The sequence below is a fragment of the Vibrio sp. 10N.261.51.A4 genome (assembly GCF_041471945.1).
GTDB classification, from domain to species: domain Bacteria; phylum Pseudomonadota; class Gammaproteobacteria; order Enterobacterales; family Vibrionaceae; genus Vibrio; species Vibrio crassostreae_C.
Map to the genome: position 1 here is coordinate 1 of NZ_JBFRPJ010000101.1, position 17,824 is coordinate 17,824.

15 protein-coding genes are annotated in these 17,824 nt (G+C 47.2%); 6 read left to right on the forward strand and 9 right to left on the reverse strand.

Annotated elements, in window-relative coordinates; all coding sequences use genetic code 11:
* Nucleotides 1–46 precede the first annotated feature (46 nt).
* The gene (locus tag AB4384_RS20970) at nt 47–1,570 is read right to left on the reverse strand and encodes a YifB family Mg chelatase-like AAA ATPase (protein WP_017058783.1); all 1,524 of its coding nucleotides are present in this window, start codon (nt 1,568–1,570) and stop codon (nt 47–49) included.
* Nucleotides 1,571–2,042: 472 nt separating this feature from the next.
* Between AB4384_RS20970 and ilvG the strand changes: the two genes are divergently transcribed.
* Genes ilvG through ilvA form a run of 5 tightly spaced genes read left to right on the forward strand, consistent with a single transcriptional unit; the run spans nt 2,043 to nt 8,378 of the window.
* A complete protein-coding gene (ilvG, locus tag AB4384_RS20975; RefSeq protein WP_017058784.1) occupies nt 2,043–3,689 on the forward strand; it encodes an acetolactate synthase 2 catalytic subunit in 1,647 nt (548 codons plus the stop codon).
* A gap of 1 nt (nt 3,690) precedes the next feature.
* Nucleotides 3,691–3,975: an acetolactate synthase 2 small subunit gene (gene ilvM, locus AB4384_RS20980; RefSeq protein WP_017055442.1), complete on the forward strand. Its 285-nt coding sequence runs from the start codon at nt 3,691–3,693 to the stop codon at nt 3,973–3,975.
* 12 nt (nt 3,976–3,987) lie between these two features.
* The gene (locus tag AB4384_RS20985) at nt 3,988–4,956 is read left to right on the forward strand and encodes a branched-chain amino acid transaminase (protein WP_017063017.1); all 969 of its coding nucleotides are present in this window, start codon (nt 3,988–3,990) and stop codon (nt 4,954–4,956) included.
* Nucleotides 4,957–4,989: 33 nt separating this feature from the next.
* Nucleotides 4,990–6,831, forward strand: coding sequence for a dihydroxy-acid dehydratase (gene ilvD / locus AB4384_RS20990; protein WP_372130069.1), 1,842 nt, complete (start codon nt 4,990–4,992; stop codon nt 6,829–6,831).
* 2 nt (nt 6,832–6,833) lie between these two features.
* A complete protein-coding gene (gene ilvA / locus AB4384_RS20995; protein ID WP_102321081.1) occupies nt 6,834–8,378 on the forward strand; it encodes a threonine ammonia-lyase, biosynthetic in 1,545 nt (514 codons plus the stop codon).
* 97 nt (nt 8,379–8,475) lie between these two features.
* On the opposite strand, the gene punR is transcribed toward ilvA, so the two are convergent.
* On the reverse strand, nt 8,476–9,390 hold the full coding sequence (gene punR / locus AB4384_RS21000; protein WP_102321082.1) for a DNA-binding transcriptional activator PunR: 915 nt from the start codon (nt 9,388–9,390) through the stop codon (nt 8,476–8,478).
* Nucleotides 9,391–9,553: 163 nt separating this feature from the next.
* On the opposite strand from punR, the gene punC reads away from it, so the two are divergent.
* Entirely contained in the window at nt 9,554–10,765 is a 1,212-nt protein-coding gene (gene punC / locus AB4384_RS21005) for a purine nucleoside transporter PunC (protein ID WP_017063021.1), read from the forward strand.
* Nucleotides 10,766–10,889: 124 nt separating this feature from the next.
* Here punC and glmU read toward each other — a convergent pair whose 3' ends face one another.
* The 7 genes from glmU to atpF form a co-directional block, all read right to left on the reverse strand.
* On the reverse strand, nt 10,890–12,251 hold the full coding sequence (gene glmU, locus AB4384_RS21010) for a bifunctional UDP-N-acetylglucosamine diphosphorylase/glucosamine-1-phosphate N-acetyltransferase GlmU (protein ID WP_017063022.1): 1,362 nt from the start codon (nt 12,249–12,251) through the stop codon (nt 10,890–10,892).
* 182 nt (nt 12,252–12,433) lie between these two features.
* The gene (locus AB4384_RS21015; RefSeq protein WP_017058791.1) at nt 12,434–12,856 is read right to left on the reverse strand and encodes a F0F1 ATP synthase subunit epsilon; all 423 of its coding nucleotides are present in this window, start codon (nt 12,854–12,856) and stop codon (nt 12,434–12,436) included.
* An 18-nt stretch (nt 12,857–12,874) separates the two neighbouring features.
* A complete protein-coding gene (atpD, locus tag AB4384_RS21020; RefSeq protein ID WP_017058792.1) occupies nt 12,875–14,278 on the reverse strand; it encodes a F0F1 ATP synthase subunit beta in 1,404 nt (467 codons plus the stop codon).
* Nucleotides 14,279–14,312: 34 nt separating this feature from the next.
* On the reverse strand, nt 14,313–15,179 hold the full coding sequence (gene atpG, locus AB4384_RS21025) for a F0F1 ATP synthase subunit gamma (protein WP_017058793.1): 867 nt from the start codon (nt 15,177–15,179) through the stop codon (nt 14,313–14,315).
* Nucleotides 15,180–15,227: 48 nt separating this feature from the next.
* A complete protein-coding gene (gene atpA / locus AB4384_RS21030) occupies nt 15,228–16,769 on the reverse strand; it encodes a F0F1 ATP synthase subunit alpha (protein ID WP_102321083.1) in 1,542 nt (513 codons plus the stop codon).
* 13 nt (nt 16,770–16,782) lie between these two features.
* Nucleotides 16,783–17,316 carry a F0F1 ATP synthase subunit delta gene (gene atpH / locus AB4384_RS21035; protein WP_017058795.1) on the reverse strand — a complete coding sequence of 178 codons (534 nt, stop codon included), beginning with the start codon at nt 17,314–17,316 and terminating at the stop codon, nt 16,783–16,785.
* Nucleotides 17,317–17,331: 15 nt separating this feature from the next.
* A complete protein-coding gene (atpF, locus tag AB4384_RS21040; RefSeq protein ID WP_032545592.1) occupies nt 17,332–17,802 on the reverse strand; it encodes a F0F1 ATP synthase subunit B in 471 nt (156 codons plus the stop codon).
* Between the last annotated feature and the right edge of the window lie 22 nt (nt 17,803–17,824).

Below are 17,824 nucleotides of genomic sequence, written 5' to 3' on the forward strand. Positions count from 1 at the left end.
GATTTGTGTATAAGAGACAGGCATCTAAGCAGGCTTTTTCTGCTTGCTAGACAGCTTGAGCCGTGAGTTGTTTCAGCAAGCGATCCATCGCGCGATAGCCTAGCGCTTCTGATAGATGTTTCTTTTCGATCTGCTCGTTACCGTCAAGGTCGGCAATGGTTCGTGCCACCTTAATAATTCGATGATAAGCACGAATCGATAAACCCAAGCGATGTAGTGCTGTCTCAAGAAACTCTGCATCTTCGCGTCGCAGTGGGCAATACTTCTCAATTTCTCGGCTACCTAACAGTGCATTCGATTTATGGTTGCGAGATAGCATTAACTCTCGCGCCTGCCTAACCCTTTGCTTAACTACTTGAGTGGTTTCACCGCGATCACCGCCTTCGGCCAACATTCCTTTTGGCAACAGAGGTATCTCCAATGACATATCGAACCTATCCAGCAAGGGTCCAGATAAGCGATTGAGGTAACGCAGGATGATCTGTGGGTTGGCGCGCGCCTGGTTACCTTCGTAATAACCCGTTGGACTTGGGTTAAGTGCACCGACCAATTGAAAACGCGCAGGAAAACGAGTCTTGCCCGCAGCACGGGAGATAATGATCTCGCCCGACTCTAGTGGCTCTCGTAATGAATCAAGCACCTTGCGCTCAAACTCCGGCATCTCATCTAAGAACAATAAGCCGTTATGCGCTAAAGAGATCTCTCCGGGGCGAGGCACCGAACCACCACCCACTAATGCCGCCATTGAACTGGAATGGTGAGGAGAGCGAAAAGGTCGTTGCTTCCAGTTGTATTGATTGATTTCTTGTTGCGTTAACGAGGCCACCGACGCGGTTTCCATCGCTTCGTCATCACTCATTTCAGGTAATAGGTCACGCAGTCGAGAAGCGAGCATAGTTTTTCCGGTTCCGGGTGGGCCAAGAAACAATAAGTTATGATTCCCAGCAGCGGCTATCTCTAGAGCTCGCTTGCCTTGTTGTTGGCCGATAATATCTTGTAGGTCGCGAAGCACTGAAACATCAGCCTGATGATGTTCCGTTCTATATAGCCCAAGCTGAGCCTGTCCACACATGTCAGCACAAACCTCCAACAAGGTTTGTGCAGATTTATGCGCTCCCTTGCCCACCAGCGCAGCCTGATCACCGTTATGATGTGGGACAACTAAGCATCGCTCTACACTGTCGGCGGCTAACGTCGCAGGCAAAACGCCCTTTACCGAGCGAAGTTCTCCTGACAATGCCAACTCACCGATAAATTCATGTTGAGCTATTTTTGATGTCGGAAGCTGATCTGACGCCACCAAAATCCCAAGCGCGATGGGCAGGTCAAAACGGCCACCTTCTTTGGGCAAATCGGCTGGGGCGAGATTAACCGTGATTCTTTTCGATGGAAACTCAAAGCGAGAATTGATGATCGCGCTTCTCACTCGATCTTTAGATTCCTTGACCGTTGTTTCAGGTAGACCCACCAGCGTGAAGCCAGGCATTCCGTTGCTTATATGCACCTCAACGGTCACTTCTGGCGCCTCTACACCCACACTAGCTCGGCTATGAATTATCGCGAGTCCCATAACTTTCCTTTGTCTTTGATTTAAAAGTATTCGCTCTGGATATTCGTTGCTCACCAAAGCGATAAGGTTGTTATATAGCTTGGTGGAATGGTATTTTAATGTGAAAAAAGAATGACATTTCCCTTGTCATGCGGCAGATTTGTGTGATAACACTAGAGATGTAGACATTTACTGAAGACAATAAACGAGAAAACTCGAATATTATGATTTTTAACGCTCGCATTTACGCACTGATTAACCTGATTATCGTAGTCATTATTAAGACTGCGCGGGGGCGAGTGGGAAGAAAGTAACCACGAATTAGAAAAAACCCCCGCACTGACAAGTCCGGGGGTTTTTTCTAATTTAAACATTCGATTTTTATATTTTTGAGCATTTTCGGCTTTGCCGATTTACAGGAAGAATGGGAGCACAAGATGTGCAGAGACAAAGGAAACAGTTACCAAAATAAAGGTAATACGGGAGAATTCCGATGAAAGGCGCAGAACTAGTCGTATCCGCACTCAAGCAACAAGGAATTGAGACCGTATTTGGTTACCCCGGTGGTGCCATCATGCCAATCTACGATGCACTCTATGACGGCGGGGTTGAACATATCCTATGTCGCCATGAGCAAGGCGCCGCTATGGCCGCGATCGGCATGGCTAGAGCAACACAAGATGTCGCTGTTTGTATGGCAACCTCGGGACCAGGTGCAACCAACCTAGTCACTGGCCTTGCTGATGCCTTTATGGATTCAATCCCATTGGTTGCTATCACAGGTCAGGTTGCAAGTTCCCACATTGGTACCGATGCATTCCAAGAAATGGATGTGATTGGTATGTCTCTGTCATGTACTAAACACAGCTACCTAGTAACTGATATTGAAGAGCTAGCTCCAACCCTCGCTGAAGCGTTTGTGGTAGCAAAGTCTGGCCGCCCTGGCCCGGTTATCGTCGATATCGCTAAAGACGTTCAACTAGCAGAAGCACCTGTTAACGCTCTTCCTGAATTTACTCCACCCGCAATTCCTGTTGCGACAACTGATGCCATTGAACAGGCACAGTACTTTTTGTCTCAAGCGACCCGTCCTGTTTTATACGTAGGTGGTGGTGTTCAACTTGCTAAAGCAACCGATGCGGTTCGTGAGTTTTTACGCCTAAACCCAATGCCAGCAGTAAGCACACTGAAAGGCTTGGGCACTATCGAACGTGACGACCCACACTACCTTGGCATGCTGGGTATGCACGGCACTAAAGCCGCTAACCTTGTGGTTCAAGAGAGTGACCTGTTGATTGTTGTCGGTGCTCGTTTTGATGACCGAGTAACTGGCAAACTCGATACCTTTGCGCCGCATGCTAAGGTTATCCATATCGATATCGATGCCGCTGAGTTCAGCAAACTGCGTCTTGCCAATGCGCCAATTCGCGGTGACATCAACAAGATCATGCCTCAACTAGAGCTAAGCCAAGACATCTCCTCTTGGGTTCATCACTCTGAAGGTCTTCGTAGCTCATTCAAATGGCGTTACGACCACCCTGGTGATCTGATTTTTGCTCCACTGCTGTTGAAGCAACTGTCAGACATGATGCCAGCAAGCTCTATCGTATCGACTGATGTGGGCCAACACCAAATGTGGGCAGCTCAGCACATTCAGCCTCGCGATCCACAGAACTTCATTACCTCTGCCGGTTTAGGCACCATGGGCTTTGGCTTGCCTGCTGCAATGGGTGCTTCGGTTGGGCGTCCTGATGACCAATCTATTCTTATCTCTGGTGATGGCTCGTTCATGATGAACGTGCAAGAGCTTGGCACGCTGAAACGCCGCCAAATCCCAGTGAAGATGGTACTTCTTAACAACTCTCGCTTGGGTATGGTTCGCCAATGGCAATCGTTGTTCTTCGATGGCCGCCATAGTGAAACTATCCTAGATGACAACCCAGACTTCGTAATGCTAGCGAAAGCGTTCGATATCCCGGGTAAAACCATCACGCGTAAAGAAGAAGTAGAGCCAGCACTAAAAGAGATGCTAGAGAGCAAAACCGCCTACCTACTTCATGTTCTTATCGATGAAGAAGAGAACGTATGGCCACTAGTACCGCCAGGTGCTTCAAACAGTGAGATGTTGGAGAACACATAACATGAAAAGATACCTATTAGACATCAAAGCCGATGATAAGCCTGTACTACTAGAGCGTGTTCTTCGTGTTATCCGCCACCGTGGCTTTATTGTTAAGCAAGTAGCGGGCACTCAAAACCACGAAAGCAAAGTGGCGAGTGTTGAGATCATTGTAGACAGTGACCGTCCGATCTCTTTCTTAGTCAATCAAATCGAAAAGCTGTGGGATGTGCGTACCGTTGACGTTATCTCTATCAGTCGTAATGAATTGCCAAACAACAACTTACAACAAAAGATAAACGCATAAGGAACCACAAACATGACAGCTAAAACGGCAGACTATATTTGGTTTAACGGTGAGATGGTTCCTTGGGCAGAGGCGAACGTTCACGTCCTGACTCACGCAATGCACTACGGTACTTCTGTGTTTGAAGGTGTTCGTTGTTACAACACACCAAAAGGGCCGGTTATCTTCCGTCACCCTGAACATGCTAAGCGCCTAAAAGACTCAGCAAAAATCTATCGCTTCCCTATTCCTTACACTGAGGAAGAAATTATGGAAGCGACTCGCGAAACGCTACGCCAAAATAAGCTAGAGTCAGCGTACATCCGCCCTCTAGGTTTCGTAGGTAACGTTGGTTTGGGTGTCTGCCCGCCAGAAAATACTGAGATGGAACTGATCATCGCTGCTTTCCCTTGGGGGTCTTACCTAGGCGAAGAAGCACTAGAAAACGGCGTTGATGCAATGATTTCTAGCTGGAACCGTGCCGCTCCAAACACGATCCCAACCGCAGCAAAAGCCGGTGGTAACTACCTATCTTCACTATTAGTTGGTGGCGAAGCTCGCCGTCATGGTTACGATGAAGGCATCGCACTGAGTGTTGATGGTTACCTTTCTGAAGGGGCTGGTGAGAACATCTTTGTGGTACGTAACGGCGTGCTATCCACACCACCAGCGACCAGTGCGATTCTGCCGGGTATCACGCGTGATTCGATCATGACACTAGCAAAAGACATGGGTTATGAGATCCGTGAAGAGAACATTGCTCGTGAAGCGCTATACCTTGCTGATGAAGTATTCATGACAGGCACAGCGGCGGAAATCGTTCCGGTTCGTAGCGTAGACAAAATTACAGTAGGTGAAGGCAAACGCGGTCCTATCACTGAAAAAGTTCAAGCGGCTTACTTTGGTCTATTCAATGGCACCACTGAAGATAAGTGGGGCTGGTTAGACTACGTTTATCCAGCAGACCAAACTTCAGAAAACCAAACGCAAACAACTAAGTAAGCAACAGCCAAATATTTTATAAGGATTTAAGCAATGCCAATCTATCGTTCAGCAACGACTACCCACGGACGCAACATGGCTGGTGCGCGCGCTTTATGGCGTGCAACTGGCGTTAAAGATGATGACTTCGGTAAGCCAATCATCGCAGTTGTAAACTCGTTCACTCAATTCGTACCAGGCCACGTTCACCTTAAAGATATGGGTCAACTGGTTGCGGGTGAAATCGAGAAAGCGGGCGGTATCGCTAAAGAATTCAACACCATCGCAGTCGATGATGGTATCGCAATGGGCCACGGCGGCATGCTGTACTCACTGCCATCACGTGAGCTTATCGCGGATTCAGTAGAATACATGGTCAATGCACACTGTGCGGATGCGATGGTGTGTATCTCTAACTGTGACAAAATCACTCCGGGAATGATGATGGCAGCAATGCGCCTTAACATCCCAGTGATCTTTGTATCAGGCGGCCCAATGGAAGCGGGTAAAACTAAGCTTTCAGATCAAATCATCAAGCTAGACCTTGTTGACGCAATGATCCAAGGTGCCGATCCAACCATTTCTGATGAGCAAAGTGAGCAAGTAGAGCGTTCTGCATGTCCGACATGTGGTTCATGTTCAGGTATGTTCACAGCGAACTCAATGAACTGTCTAACAGAAGCGCTTGGTCTATCTCAGCCAGGTAACGGTTCTATGCTAGCAACCCACGCAGACCGTGAAGAGCTGTTCATCAATGCAGGTAAACGTATCGTTGACCTAACTAAGCGTTACTACGAGCAAGACGACGAATCAGCACTGCCACGCAACATCGCTAACCGCGCAGCCTTTGATAATGCTATGGCGCTAGATATCGCAATGGGTGGCTCGAGTAACACCGTTCTTCACCTATTGGCAGCAGCTCAAGAAGGTGAAGTCGACTTTGATATGGGTGATATCGACGAGATGTCTCGCCGCGTTCCACACCTATGTAAGGTTGCGCCTTCAACACCTAAATACCACATGGAAGACGTTCACCGCGCTGGTGGTGTTATGGCTATCCTAGGTGAACTAGACCGCGCAGGCCTACTGAACAATCAAACTCGCACTGTACTTGGCCTAAGCATGCAAGAGCAGCTAGCTCAATACGACATCATGCAGACAGAAGACGAAGCAGTGCTTAAGTTCTTCCGCGCAGGCCCTGCTGGTATCCGTACTACCAAAGCTTTCTCACAAGATTGTCGTTGGGATCGCCTGGATGATGACCGCGTCGATGGTTGTATCCGTACCAAAGAGAACGCATTCAGCCAAGAAGGTGGCCTAGCGGTACTTTCAGGTAACATCGCGGTTGATGGTTGTATCGTTAAGACCGCGGGTGTTGATGAAGAAAACCTTAAATTCCAAGGCCCAGCTATCGTATTTGAAAGCCAAGATAGTGCTGTTGATGGCATCTTAGGTGGCAAAGTGAAAGCGGGCGAAGTGGTTGTTATTCGTTACGAAGGTCCTAAAGGTGGTCCGGGCATGCAAGAAATGCTTTACCCAACCACTTACCTAAAATCAATGGGTCTAGGCAAGTCTTGTGCTCTATTAACAGATGGTCGTTTCTCGGGTGGTACATCGGGTCTGTCTATCGGTCACGCTTCTCCAGAAGCAGCAAGTGGCGGTGTGATTGGTCTAGTAAACACTGGCGATATCATAACTATCGACATCCCTAGCCGTTCGATCACACTTGATGTGCCTGAAGCTGAACTAGAAGCGCGTCGTGTTAAGCAAGACGCACTAGGCTGGAAACCAGAAAACCGTCAGCGTGAAGTGTCTTTCGCACTGAAAGCTTACGCAAGCATGGCGACCAGTGCCGACAAAGGCGCAGTACGTGATAAGTCTAAACTTGAGGGCTAACTATGAGTGACGGCACCTCCAGTCCCAAAAAACAAAGTGGCGCAGATTACCTGCGTCAGATCCTGAGAGCGCCGGTTTACGAAGCGGCAATCGTAACACCTCTACAGGATATGCCGCGTCTAAGCGCGCGCATTGGTAATCAGGTTCAGCTTAAACGAGAAGACCGTCAGCCGGTGCACTCGTTCAAGCTACGTGGTGCCTACAACATGGTATCAAGCCTTTCAGAGCAACAGAAAGCCGCAGGTGTGATTGCTGCATCGGCGGGTAACCATGCTCAAGGTATGGCGCTGTCCGGTTCTAAGCTTGGTATTCAAACCACGATTGTGATGCCAAAAACCACACCAGACATCAAGGTTGATGCGGTACGTGGCTTTGGCGGTAACGTAGTTCTACACGGCAGCAACTTTGATGAAGCTAAAGCTGAAGCAGAACGCCTTTCCGCTGAACATGGCTACACCTTTGTGCCTCCATTCGATCACCCATTGGTGATCGCCGGACAGGGCACCATGGGTATGGAAATGCTTCAGCAAAATGGTCACATGGATTACATCTTTGTGCCTGTCGGTGGTGGTGGTTTGGCTGCGGGTGTTGCCGTGCTAGTTAAGCAATTGATGCCGGAAATAAAAGTCATCGCGGTTGAACCTGAAGATTCATCTTGCTTGAAAGCAGCACTGGATGCCGGTGAGCCAGTAGTACTGGATCAGGTCAGCATGTTTGCTGATGGTGTTGCGGTTAAACGCATTGGTGAAGAGACATTCCGTCTTTGCCAACAGTACATTGACGGTCACATTGCAGTCTCTAGCGATGAGATATGCTCTGCGGTGAAAGACATCTTTGAAGACACTCGTGCGATTGCTGAACCTTCAGGAGCGCTTGCTCTGGCTGGTTTGAAAAAGTTTGCTGAACAGAACCAACTGCAAGACAAGCAATTAGCAACGGTATTGTCTGGTGCTAACACCAACTTCCACGGTCTGCGTTATGTCTCTGAACGTTGTGAACTAGGTGAGAAGCGAGAAGGTCTACTTGCGGTTACGATTCCAGAGCGACAAGGAGCATTCCTAGAGTTCTGTAATATTATTGGTGGCCGAGCGGTGACGGAGTTTAACTACCGCCACAACGACGAAAGCCTAGCGAATATCTTCGTTGGTGTACGTCTGCAAGGTGGTCAGGAAGAACTTGAGCACATCATCAATGACCTGCGTGAAGGTGGCTATCCAGTCGTCGATCTGTCTGATGATGAGATGGCAAAACTGCACATTCGTTACATGATTGGTGGCAAACCATCAAAACCATTGAAAGAGCGCCTATACAGCTTCGAGTTTCCTGAATACCCAGGAGCATTGATTAAGTTCCTTGATACCTTAGGTACCCATTGGAATATCAGCCTGTTCAACTACCGTAACCACGGCGCTGATTACGGCCGTGTATTGTGTGGATTCGAACTGGATGATGATGATTTAGCTCAGTTCTCAACACATCTACGAGAGCTTGGCTATCAGTGTAAAGATGAAACCGATAACCCTTCCTACAAGTTCTTCTTGTCATAAGAGTTAACGACCGAATCAAAAAGAGCGAGTATTTACTCGCTCTTTTTATTGGTGCTGATTCAACTCAAACTTGAAAAGGATCTTCTCGCTAAGATCATTAGACCGCCTTGCGATGATCCAACCAATCTTGGTGAAGTTGTTCACTCGATCCTAGGTATTTCACCATCCAATCGATCAACTTATGGTTATCGTCTTTTCGCCACACCAAACAACAATGACTCTGCGGACTCGGTTCAGGCAGTATTTTCTCCACCAGCAGGCCTTGTTCGATAATTGGCGCGGCAATGTGCCTCGGCATATACCCCACCCCTACTCCATTTTTAAGGCATTCAATTGCGCTATACCAATTGGGTAACAACAGGCGTCTTTGACTTGAGTAGTGGCCTGTGTGTCGCTTAGGGAGCACACTGGAGGTATCATCCAAGCAGATGGCTGGATATTGGCTCACGAACTCTTCATTGAGGTTCTGTTCGCGCACACACGGGTGACTTGGCGACATTACAAATGCCCAATCTAATTGCCCCATGTCTTTGACTTCAAAATCGCCACCAACTGGCACAGCTGAGGTGGCGCCAATCACGATATCCGCCCTGCCCTGTGCAATCGCTTCCCATGAGCCGTTGAATACCTCCATGTTGATCTGAAGTTCGGCAAACTCAAAGGTTTGATAGAACTCTTCAATCATCGGCTTCATCTTGTCGAGCTTCACCACATTATCGAGCGTCAGACGCAAGGTTTTCTTCCAACCTCGAGCTGCTCGACGAGTCTGGGCACTGACCTCTTCCATTTGCCTCAGTAGTGCACGCGCCTCTTCAATGAACAGTTCACCTGCCGGAGTGAGCTCAACCTTTCTCGGTAAACGCCTGAAAAGCAGCACATCCAGTTCTTGTTCGACCTGTCTGACACCATAACTGATCGCCGAGGGCACTTTGTGCAACTGCTCAGCCGCCGCGGTAAAACTGCCCAAGCGCGCTACCGTATCGAGCATTTCTAAAGAGGATTTAGAGAACATAAGCCTTCAAATTTTTTGATTGATAACCACATATTTTAGCGTTTTATTTTATCAGGTCTGAAAAATAGAATGTCAGCATAAATAAACAGGGGCCTTCACTTCTGTATATCAAACAATTTTTTTGATGATAAAAACATCATTACCTTTAGCTTAATGGCATCTTATGAATATTTCTAAATTTCAATTGGTCTACCTTGCAGTTCTTTCAATGCTTGGCTTTATTGCGACCGATATGTACCTTCCTGCATTTAAGGCAATGGAAGTTGATTTCGCAACCGGCCCAGAGCAGATTGCCCTGTCTTTAACGGTATTCCTTGGCGGTATGGCAATGGGTCAGCTTCTTTGGGGTCTGGCGAGTGACAAGTATGGTCACCGTAATACGCTGGCGGTTGGTCTTGTTATCTTTACTGCAGCTTCATTCGGCTTAGCATTCAGCACCGAGGTATGGCATCTACTGACACTGCGCTTCATTCAAGCGATCGGCGTATGTGCTCCTGCGGTAATCTGGCAAGCAATGGTTATCAAGCGTTACTCACAAAGCAGTAGCCAACAAATTTTTGCAACCATCATGCCTTTGGTTGCGCTATCTCCTGCATTAGCACCTCAGCTAGGTGTGTTACTGGCGGATAGCTTTGGCTGGCACAGCATCTTCATCACATTAACCTTGATGGGTGCACTGCTAGTGGCGACAACAATGGCTCAACCAAAAGAAGCGCCTGAAGTAAAACAGACATCGATTAAGACAGACATCAAGATGTTGCTTAAATCAAAGCCTTACATGGGTAATGTCTTAATGTTTGCTTCAGCATCTGCAGCGTTCTTCGCTTACCTAACGGGTATGCCAGAGATCATGGCTCAACTAGGTTATGAAGCAAAAGACATCGGTTTGAGCTTTATCCCACAAACAATCGCGTTCATGGCGGGTGGTTACTTCGGTAAGCAAGCAGTGAAGAAATATGGCGATGGCGTTGTACTAAGAAACCTTATCGGTTTGTTCAGTGTAGCGGCGATGCTTATCTTTATCGCATCACAGTGGGAACTGACGTCAATCTGGCCTCTACTTGCGCCTTTCTGTTTGATTGCTGTCGCAAACGGCGCACTTTACCCAATCGTAGTAAACCGTGCTCTATCAAGCGCTAAACAAAGCCCAGCAACAGCTGCTGGTCTACAAAACAGCCTGCAAATCAGTATCAGTGGCCTATCAAGTGCATTGGTCGCGGCAATGGCTAGCCAAGCACTAAGCGCGACGGGTATTGCCGTTGTGATCTGTTTGGGTGCGTTGTGGGTTGGCTATATTGTTTCGAACAAAGAGCTTTCTGAACACTTCGCGACACCTGACAACTCTCGAGTAGTCGCTGACGAGAAACAAGACTAGTTTCTAAGTTAACGAAAACAAAAAAGAGCGAGATTACTCGCTCTTTTTTTATATCTAGATAAATAAGAAAAAGCCAGTAGCGGTACTACTGACTTTCATTTAAATCATCTTATTTATTAAGAGACTACTTTTTCTTAGTCGGACGCTGCCAGTCAGCAATCTTACGTTCTTTCGCACGGCTGATAACCAGCTCATTTTCAGAAACATCGCGTGTTACGGTAGAGCCAGCTCCAACGGTAGCACCATTACCAATCGTAACAGGCGCGATTAATTGGCTGTCTGAACCAACGAATACGTCATCACCAATAATGGTCTTAAACTTATTCGCCCCATCGTAGTTACAAGTAATTGCACCCGCACCCACGTTTACGCGCTGACCAATTTCAGCATCCCCAAGATAAGTCAGGTGGTTGGCTTTAGAGCCTTCGCCAAGGCGAGTGTTCTTCACTTCAACAAAGTTACCGACGTGCGAATCGTTACGCATGTCTGCACCAGGGCGTAGGCGAGTAAATGGACCAACCGTACAGTCTTCACCAACAGTCGCTCCTTCGATTACGCTGTATGGACGAATAACTGTGTTGTCATCGATCTCACAGTCTTTCAGCACGCAGCCAGTGCCGATAACCACGTTATCGCCAATGCTTACGCTGCCTTCGATGATAACGTTAGTATCAATCTCAACGTCCATACCGCACTGCAGTTCACCACGCAGATCAAAGCGGCTTGGGTCGCGTAGCATCACGCCTTGCTTCAATAGCTTATCGGCTTGCGTAGCTTGGTAAGCGCGCTCTAGGCGAGCCAGTTGCGAACGATCGTTAACGCCTTCCACTTCAATTGGGCTTACTGGGTGTACCGCTTCAACTGCACGACCTTCGTCGTGAGCCGCAGCGATAACGTCAGTCAGGTAATATTCACCCTGTGCGTTGTCGTTGCTTAGACCTGACAACCAGCGCTTCAGATCGCCACCAGTCGCCACCATAACGCCGGTATTGATCTCTTTGATAAGCTTCTGCTCATCCGTTGCATCTTTCTGTTCAACGATAGCCACAACAGGGCCATTACGACGAATAATACGTCCGTAGCCCATCGGGTTGTCTAACACGACAGTAAGTAGCGCGATGCCACCGTTTGGTTGAGCGTCTAATAGGTTTTCAATGGTTTCAGGTGAGATCAGTGGAACATCACCGTATAGCACCAATACTTTTTCATCATCAGCGAAATGTGCAGATGCTTGATCCACAGCGTGACCCGTACCCAGCTGCTCAGCTTGCAGTGCCCAGTTTACAGATTCTTCAGCTAGAGTAGCCTTCATCTGATCACCACCGTGGCCGTAAACCAGGTTGATGTTTTGAGCGCCTAAACCATTACATGTATCGATAACATGCTTCACCATTGGCTTACCCGCAAGTGTGTGCAGAACCTTTGGTGTGTTTGAATACATGCGAGTGCCTTTGCCCGCCGCGAGAATTACCGCGCTAAACTTCATTGTAAACCTATCCAACGTTATTTTTATTAAGCCGATATTGTAACCGTTTTTGGGCAAAAAATTAAATCGCAATAACCATTTAACCAGTAGTGATACGTAAAAGAAGCATTTTTGAGAATCTAAAAATGCAAAAAGGCGACCCTTAGGTCGCCTTTATCTCAGAGTCTGTAATCTTAAAAAGATTAACGACGCTGTTTTGTCAGTTCGATAACTCGTAACTGAGCAATGGCTTTAGCCAGTTCACCGGCCGCTTGTGCGAAGTCTATGTCGCCATGCTGATTTTGGATATTCTCCACAGCCTTGCGCTTAGCTTCTTCCGCCTTTGCTGCGTCTAGCTCTTCACCACGGATAGCTGTATCAGCCAGTACAGTTGCTGTACCAGGCTGAACTTCTACCATACCACCAGAAACATAAATGATTTCTTCGTGGCCGTGCTGCTTAACAATACGCACCATGCCAGGCTTGATAGCGGTCAGCAGTGGACAGTGACCATGGAAAATACCAAGTTCACCCTCACTACCGGTCACCTGAAACGTCTCAACAAGGCCTGAGAAAATTTGTTTCTCTGCACTTACAACGTCTAGGTGAAAGGTTATTGCTGCCATATCGCCTCCTAGTTAGCCTTATAGCTTCTTAGCATTCTCGATAGCTTCGTCAATTGCACCACAGTACATGAACGCTTGCTCTGGAATGTCATCGTATTCACCAGATAGAAGACCTTGGAAGCCACGTAGAGTCTCTTTAAGAGGTACGTAAATGCCTGGGTCACCTGTAAATACTTCCGCTACGTGGTAAGGCTGAGTTAGGAACTTCTCAATCTTACGAGCACGAGATACAACTTGCTTATCTTCTTCAGATAGCTCGTCCATACCTAGGATAGCAATGATATCTTTCAGCTCTTTATAGCGCTGAAGAGTAGACTGAACGCCACGAGCGATGTCGTAGTGCTCTTGTCCAACTACCAATGGATCCAGTTGACGTGAAGTAGAATCTAGCGGGTCGATCGCAGGGTATAGACCCATAGATGCGATGTTACGGTTAAGTACAACCGTTGCATCCAAGTGAGCGAACGTTGTTGCTGGAGACGGGTCAGTCAAGTCATCCGCAGGTACGTATACCGCCTGTACAGACGTGATAGAACCCGCTTTAGTTGACGTGATACGCTCTTGTAGAACACCCATTTCTTCAGCCAGTGTAGGTTGGTAACCTACCGCAGAAGGCATACGACCTAGAAGTGCTGATACTTCAGTACCTGCTAGTGTGTAACGGTAGATGTTATCAACGAACAGTAGAACGTCACGACCTTCGTCACGGAAGCGCTCTGCCATTGTTAGGCCAGTCAGGGCAACACGTAGACGGTTACCTGGTGGCTCGTTCATCTGACCGTAAACCATCGCTACTTTTGATTCTTCAGGTTTTTCGATGTTTACAACACCTGCTTCCTGCATCTCAAAGTAGAAATCGTTACCTTCACGAGTACGCTCACCTACACCTGCAAATACAGATAGGCCTGAGTGTTGAAGTGCGATGTTGTTGATAAGTTCCATCATGTTAACGGTCTTACCTACACCAGCACCACCGAATAGACCGATTTTACCACCCTTAGCGAATGGACAAATCAAGTCGATTACTTTAACACCAGTTTCTAGAAGAGCTGTCTCGTTAGACTGCTCTTCGTAGCTTGGAGCTTCACGGTGAATGGCGTAATGCTCTTCAGCACCAATCTCGCCACACTCATCAATCGCGTCACCTAGGACATTCATGATACGACCCAATGTCTTAGTACCTACTGGTACTGAGATTGGAGCGCCAGTATTTTCAACTGTCAAACCACGACGTAAACCATCAGAGCTACCCATTACGATTGCGCGAACTACGCCACCGCCAAGTTGTTGCTGAACTTCAAGAACTAGACGTTCTTGTACTTCATTAACATTCAGAGCGTCGTATACACGAGGTACTTCACCCTGTGGGAACTCTACGTCGACTACCGCACCGATGATCTGTACGATCTTACCTGTAGCCATCGTTAATCCTCTAACTATTTAGTTTTACCTAAGCTTAAACCGCAGCTGCGCCTGAAACGATCTCAGAAAGTTCTTGTGTAATTGCCGCTTGACGCGCTTTGTTGTACACAAGTTCTAAGTCATCAATAATGTCACCAGCGTTATCTGTTGCTGATTTCATAGCAATCATTCGAGCCGCTTGCTCACAAGCAAGGTTCTCGACCACACCTTGATATACTTGAGATTCGACGTAGCGAACCAGTAGTGCATCTAGTAGTGGTTTTGGCTCAGGCTCATAAATGTAGTCCCAAGCATGATCGCGTTTCATGTCTTCGCTGTCTGATTTAGGCAAAGGAAGTAATTGATCGATCGTTGGTTCTTGTACCATAGTGTTTTCAAACTTGTTGAACACTACGAACAGGCGATCCAATTCGCCTTCATCATATTTCTTCAGCATAACGCTTACAGAGCCAATCAAGTCTTCAAGGCTTGGGCGATCGCCCAGACCAGAAACTTGAGCTGCTACTTTCGCGCCGCTGTTGTTGAAAAATGCTGTCGCTTTTGAACCTACAATTGCAAGTTCAACGTCAGCACCTTTCTCAGACCAATCTTTCATGTCGTTCATGGCTTTTTTGAACAAGTTAATGTTCAAACCACCACAAAGACCACGGTCTGTAGAAACGATGATGTAACCAACACGTTTGGCTTCACGTTCCTCAAGATAAGGATGCTTATACTCGAGGCTACCATTAGCCAAATGACCGATCACTTTACGCATTGTTTCTGCATATGGACGAGTAGCTTCCATTGCGTCTTGAGAACGACGCATTTTTGAAGCTGCTACCATTTCCATTGCTTTCGTAATCTTCTGTGTGCTTTTAACACTACCGATTTTATTACGTATCTCTTTTGCGCCGGCCATCGTTACTCTCCGTTAATGGTATGAGGTGGCCCTAAGACCACCTACCAATTACCAGGTCTGGGTTGCCTTGAAATCGTCAACAAGCTTCTTCAGCTCAGCTTCGATTTCTTTATTGAAAGCACCCGTTGTGTCGATCTGTGTTGCTAGATCGGCATATTGACCACGAGCAAACGACAGTAAAGCAGCTTCAAAGTCTAGAACTTTAGAAAGTTCAACGTCTTGAAGGTATCCACGCTCTGCAGCGAAGATTACTAGAGCTTGGTCAAATACAGACATAGGAGCGTATTGCTTCTGCTTCATCAGTTCTGTAACTTTTTGACCATGGTCTAGCTGCTTCTTAGTCGCTTCATCAAGATCCGAAGAGAACTGAGCAAATGCTGCAAGTTCACGGTATTGAGCTAGAGCAGTACGGATACCGCCAGATAGCTTCTTGATGATTTTAGTCTGCGCCGAACCACCTACACGAGAAACTGAGATACCAGGGTCAACAGCTGGACGTACGCCCGCGTTGAATAGCTCAGTTTGTAGGAAGATCTGACCATCGGTAATCGAGATTACGTTCGTCGGTACGAATGCAGATACGTCACCAGCTTGCGTTTCGATGATAGGAAGAGCAGTTAAAGAACCCGTCTTGCCTTTCACTTCGCCTTTAGTGAATTCTTCTACGTAGTGTTCGCTTACACGAGCAGCACGCTCTAGTAGACGAGAGTGAAGGTAGAAAACATCACCAGGGAACGCTTCACGACCTGGTGGACGCTTAAGCAGTAGTGAGATCTGACGGTAAGCGACAGCTTGCTTAGATAGATCATCATAAACAATCAGTGCATCTTCACCGCGATCACGGAAGTATTCACCCATCGCACAACCAGCATACGGTGCAAGGTATTGCAGCGCTGCAGATTCAGAAGCCGATGCAACAACAACAACAGTGTTTGCTAGTGCGCCGTGCTCTTCTAGTTTGCGAACTACGTTAGCGATAGTCGACGCTTTTTGGCCGATTGCAACGTAGATAGAGAAAATACCAGAATTTTTTTGGTTAATAATCGCATCGATCGCCATCGCTGTTTTACCAGTCTGACGGTCACCGATAATAAGTTCACGCTGACCACGACCGATAGGGATCATTGAGTCAACTGACTTGTAACCAGTTTGAACAGGTTGATCTACCGATTTACGGTCGATTACACCTGGTGCGATAATTTCTACAGGCGAAGTCAATTTCGCATCAATAGGACCTTTACCATCAATTGGCTCACCTAGCGTGTTTACCACACGACCAAGCATTTCAGGACCTACTGGTACTTCGAGAATACGACCCGTACCTGTAACTTTCATGCCTTCCTGTAGGTCAGCATATGGGCCCATTACAACAGCACCAACCGAATCACGGTTCAAGTTAAGTGCTAGCGCGTAACGGCCACCCGGTAGTTCAATCATTTCACCTTGCATCACGTCCGCTAGGCCGTGAATGCTAAGGATGCCATCGCTTACCGAAACGATAGTACCTTCATTGCGAGCTTCACTAACAACGTCGAAAGATTCAATACGTTGTTTAATTAGATCGCTAATTTCAGTGGAATTAAGTTGCATGCTCCAATCCCCATTAAGACTGCAATGCATCGCTCAGGCGGTCTAAACGACTGCGCGCTGAGTTATCGATGACTAGGTCTCCGGCTCGAATAATAACTCCACTAAGTAGAGTCTCATCTATACTGCAATTCAGCTGAACTTTGCGCGCTAAGCGCTGTTCCAATTTGCTGCTGATCTCTGCGCGTTGTTCTTTAGAAAGTTCAACCGCTGAAGTGACTTCAACGTCGATCTCTTTCTCGTGCTCTTGTTTGAGCAATAAGAACTCTTTGCAAACATCAGGAAAAGCCATTAAGCGGCCATTCTCTGCCATTACTTTTATCAAGTTCTGGCCGAATTCATCAAATTGTTCGCCACAAATTACAATGAATACTTCAGCTAATTTTTCAGCAGTTTGAGAGCTGCTTAAGAAATTGTGAACATCATCATTTTGTGCCACTTCGGCAGCAAAAGTAAGCATCTGACCCCATTGGTCTAGCTCACCTTTCTCTACCGCAAAGTCAAACGCTGCTTTAGCATAGGGGCGTGCGATTGTAGTCAAATCAGACATATACAGCCCCTTGCTTTAAAGTTTTGCAGTAATGTTGTTAAGAAGATCATCGTGTACATCTTTATCGATTGTACGCTCAAGGATTTTCTCAGCACCAGCAATTGCCAGAGTTGCGACTTGTTTGCGCAGGTCATCACGGGCACGTGTGCGCTCAGCTTCAATTTCGGCTTCCGCTTGCGCTAAGATTTTCTGGCGTTCTGCCTGAGCCTCTTCGCGAGCTTCATCAATAATTTGAGCCTTGCGTTTATTTGCCTGTTCAATAACCTCAGTTGCGGTGCGCTTCGCTTCTTTCAATTGGTCAGAAGCGTTGGCTTGTGCTAGATCCAAGTTTTTAGCAGCGCGTTCAGCGGCTACTAGACCGTCAGCAATTTTTTTCTGACGCTCTTCAATTGCTTGCATGATTGGTGGCCATACATATTTCATGCAGAACCAAACAAACATAGAAAAAGCAATTGCTTGACCTAACAGAGTTGCGTTCATATTCACAACAGCTACCCCTCGTTAAGAA

Coding starts and splice junctions, on each gene's coding strand:
- AB4384_RS20970 (WP_017058783.1), bottom strand. CDS start 1,570: ATGGGACTCGCGATAATTCATAGCCGAGCTAGTGTGGGTGTAGAGGCG.
- ilvG (WP_017058784.1), top strand. CDS start 2,043: ATGAAAGGCGCAGAACTAGTCGTATCCGCACTCAAGCAACAAGGAATT.
- ilvM (WP_017055442.1), top strand. CDS start 3,691: ATGAAAAGATACCTATTAGACATCAAAGCCGATGATAAGCCTGTACTA.
- AB4384_RS20985 (WP_017063017.1), top strand. CDS start 3,988: ATGACAGCTAAAACGGCAGACTATATTTGGTTTAACGGTGAGATGGTT.
- ilvD (WP_372130069.1), top strand. CDS start 4,990: ATGCCAATCTATCGTTCAGCAACGACTACCCACGGACGCAACATGGCT.
- ilvA (WP_102321081.1), top strand. CDS start 6,834: ATGAGTGACGGCACCTCCAGTCCCAAAAAACAAAGTGGCGCAGATTAC.
- punR (WP_102321082.1), bottom strand. CDS start 9,390: ATGTTCTCTAAATCCTCTTTAGAAATGCTCGATACGGTAGCGCGCTTG.
- punC (WP_017063021.1), top strand. CDS start 9,554: ATGAATATTTCTAAATTTCAATTGGTCTACCTTGCAGTTCTTTCAATG.
- glmU (WP_017063022.1), bottom strand. CDS start 12,251: ATGAAGTTTAGCGCGGTAATTCTCGCGGCGGGCAAAGGCACTCGCATG.
- AB4384_RS21015 (WP_017058791.1), bottom strand. CDS start 12,856: ATGGCAGCAATAACCTTTCACCTAGACGTTGTAAGTGCAGAGAAACAA.
- atpD (WP_017058792.1), bottom strand. CDS start 14,278: ATGGCTACAGGTAAGATCGTACAGATCATCGGTGCGGTAGTCGACGTA.
- atpG (WP_017058793.1), bottom strand. CDS start 15,179: ATGGCCGGCGCAAAAGAGATACGTAATAAAATCGGTAGTGTTAAAAGC.
- atpA (WP_102321083.1), bottom strand. CDS start 16,769: ATGCAACTTAATTCCACTGAAATTAGCGATCTAATTAAACAACGTATT.
- atpH (WP_017058795.1), bottom strand. CDS start 17,316: ATGTCTGATTTGACTACAATCGCACGCCCCTATGCTAAAGCAGCGTTT.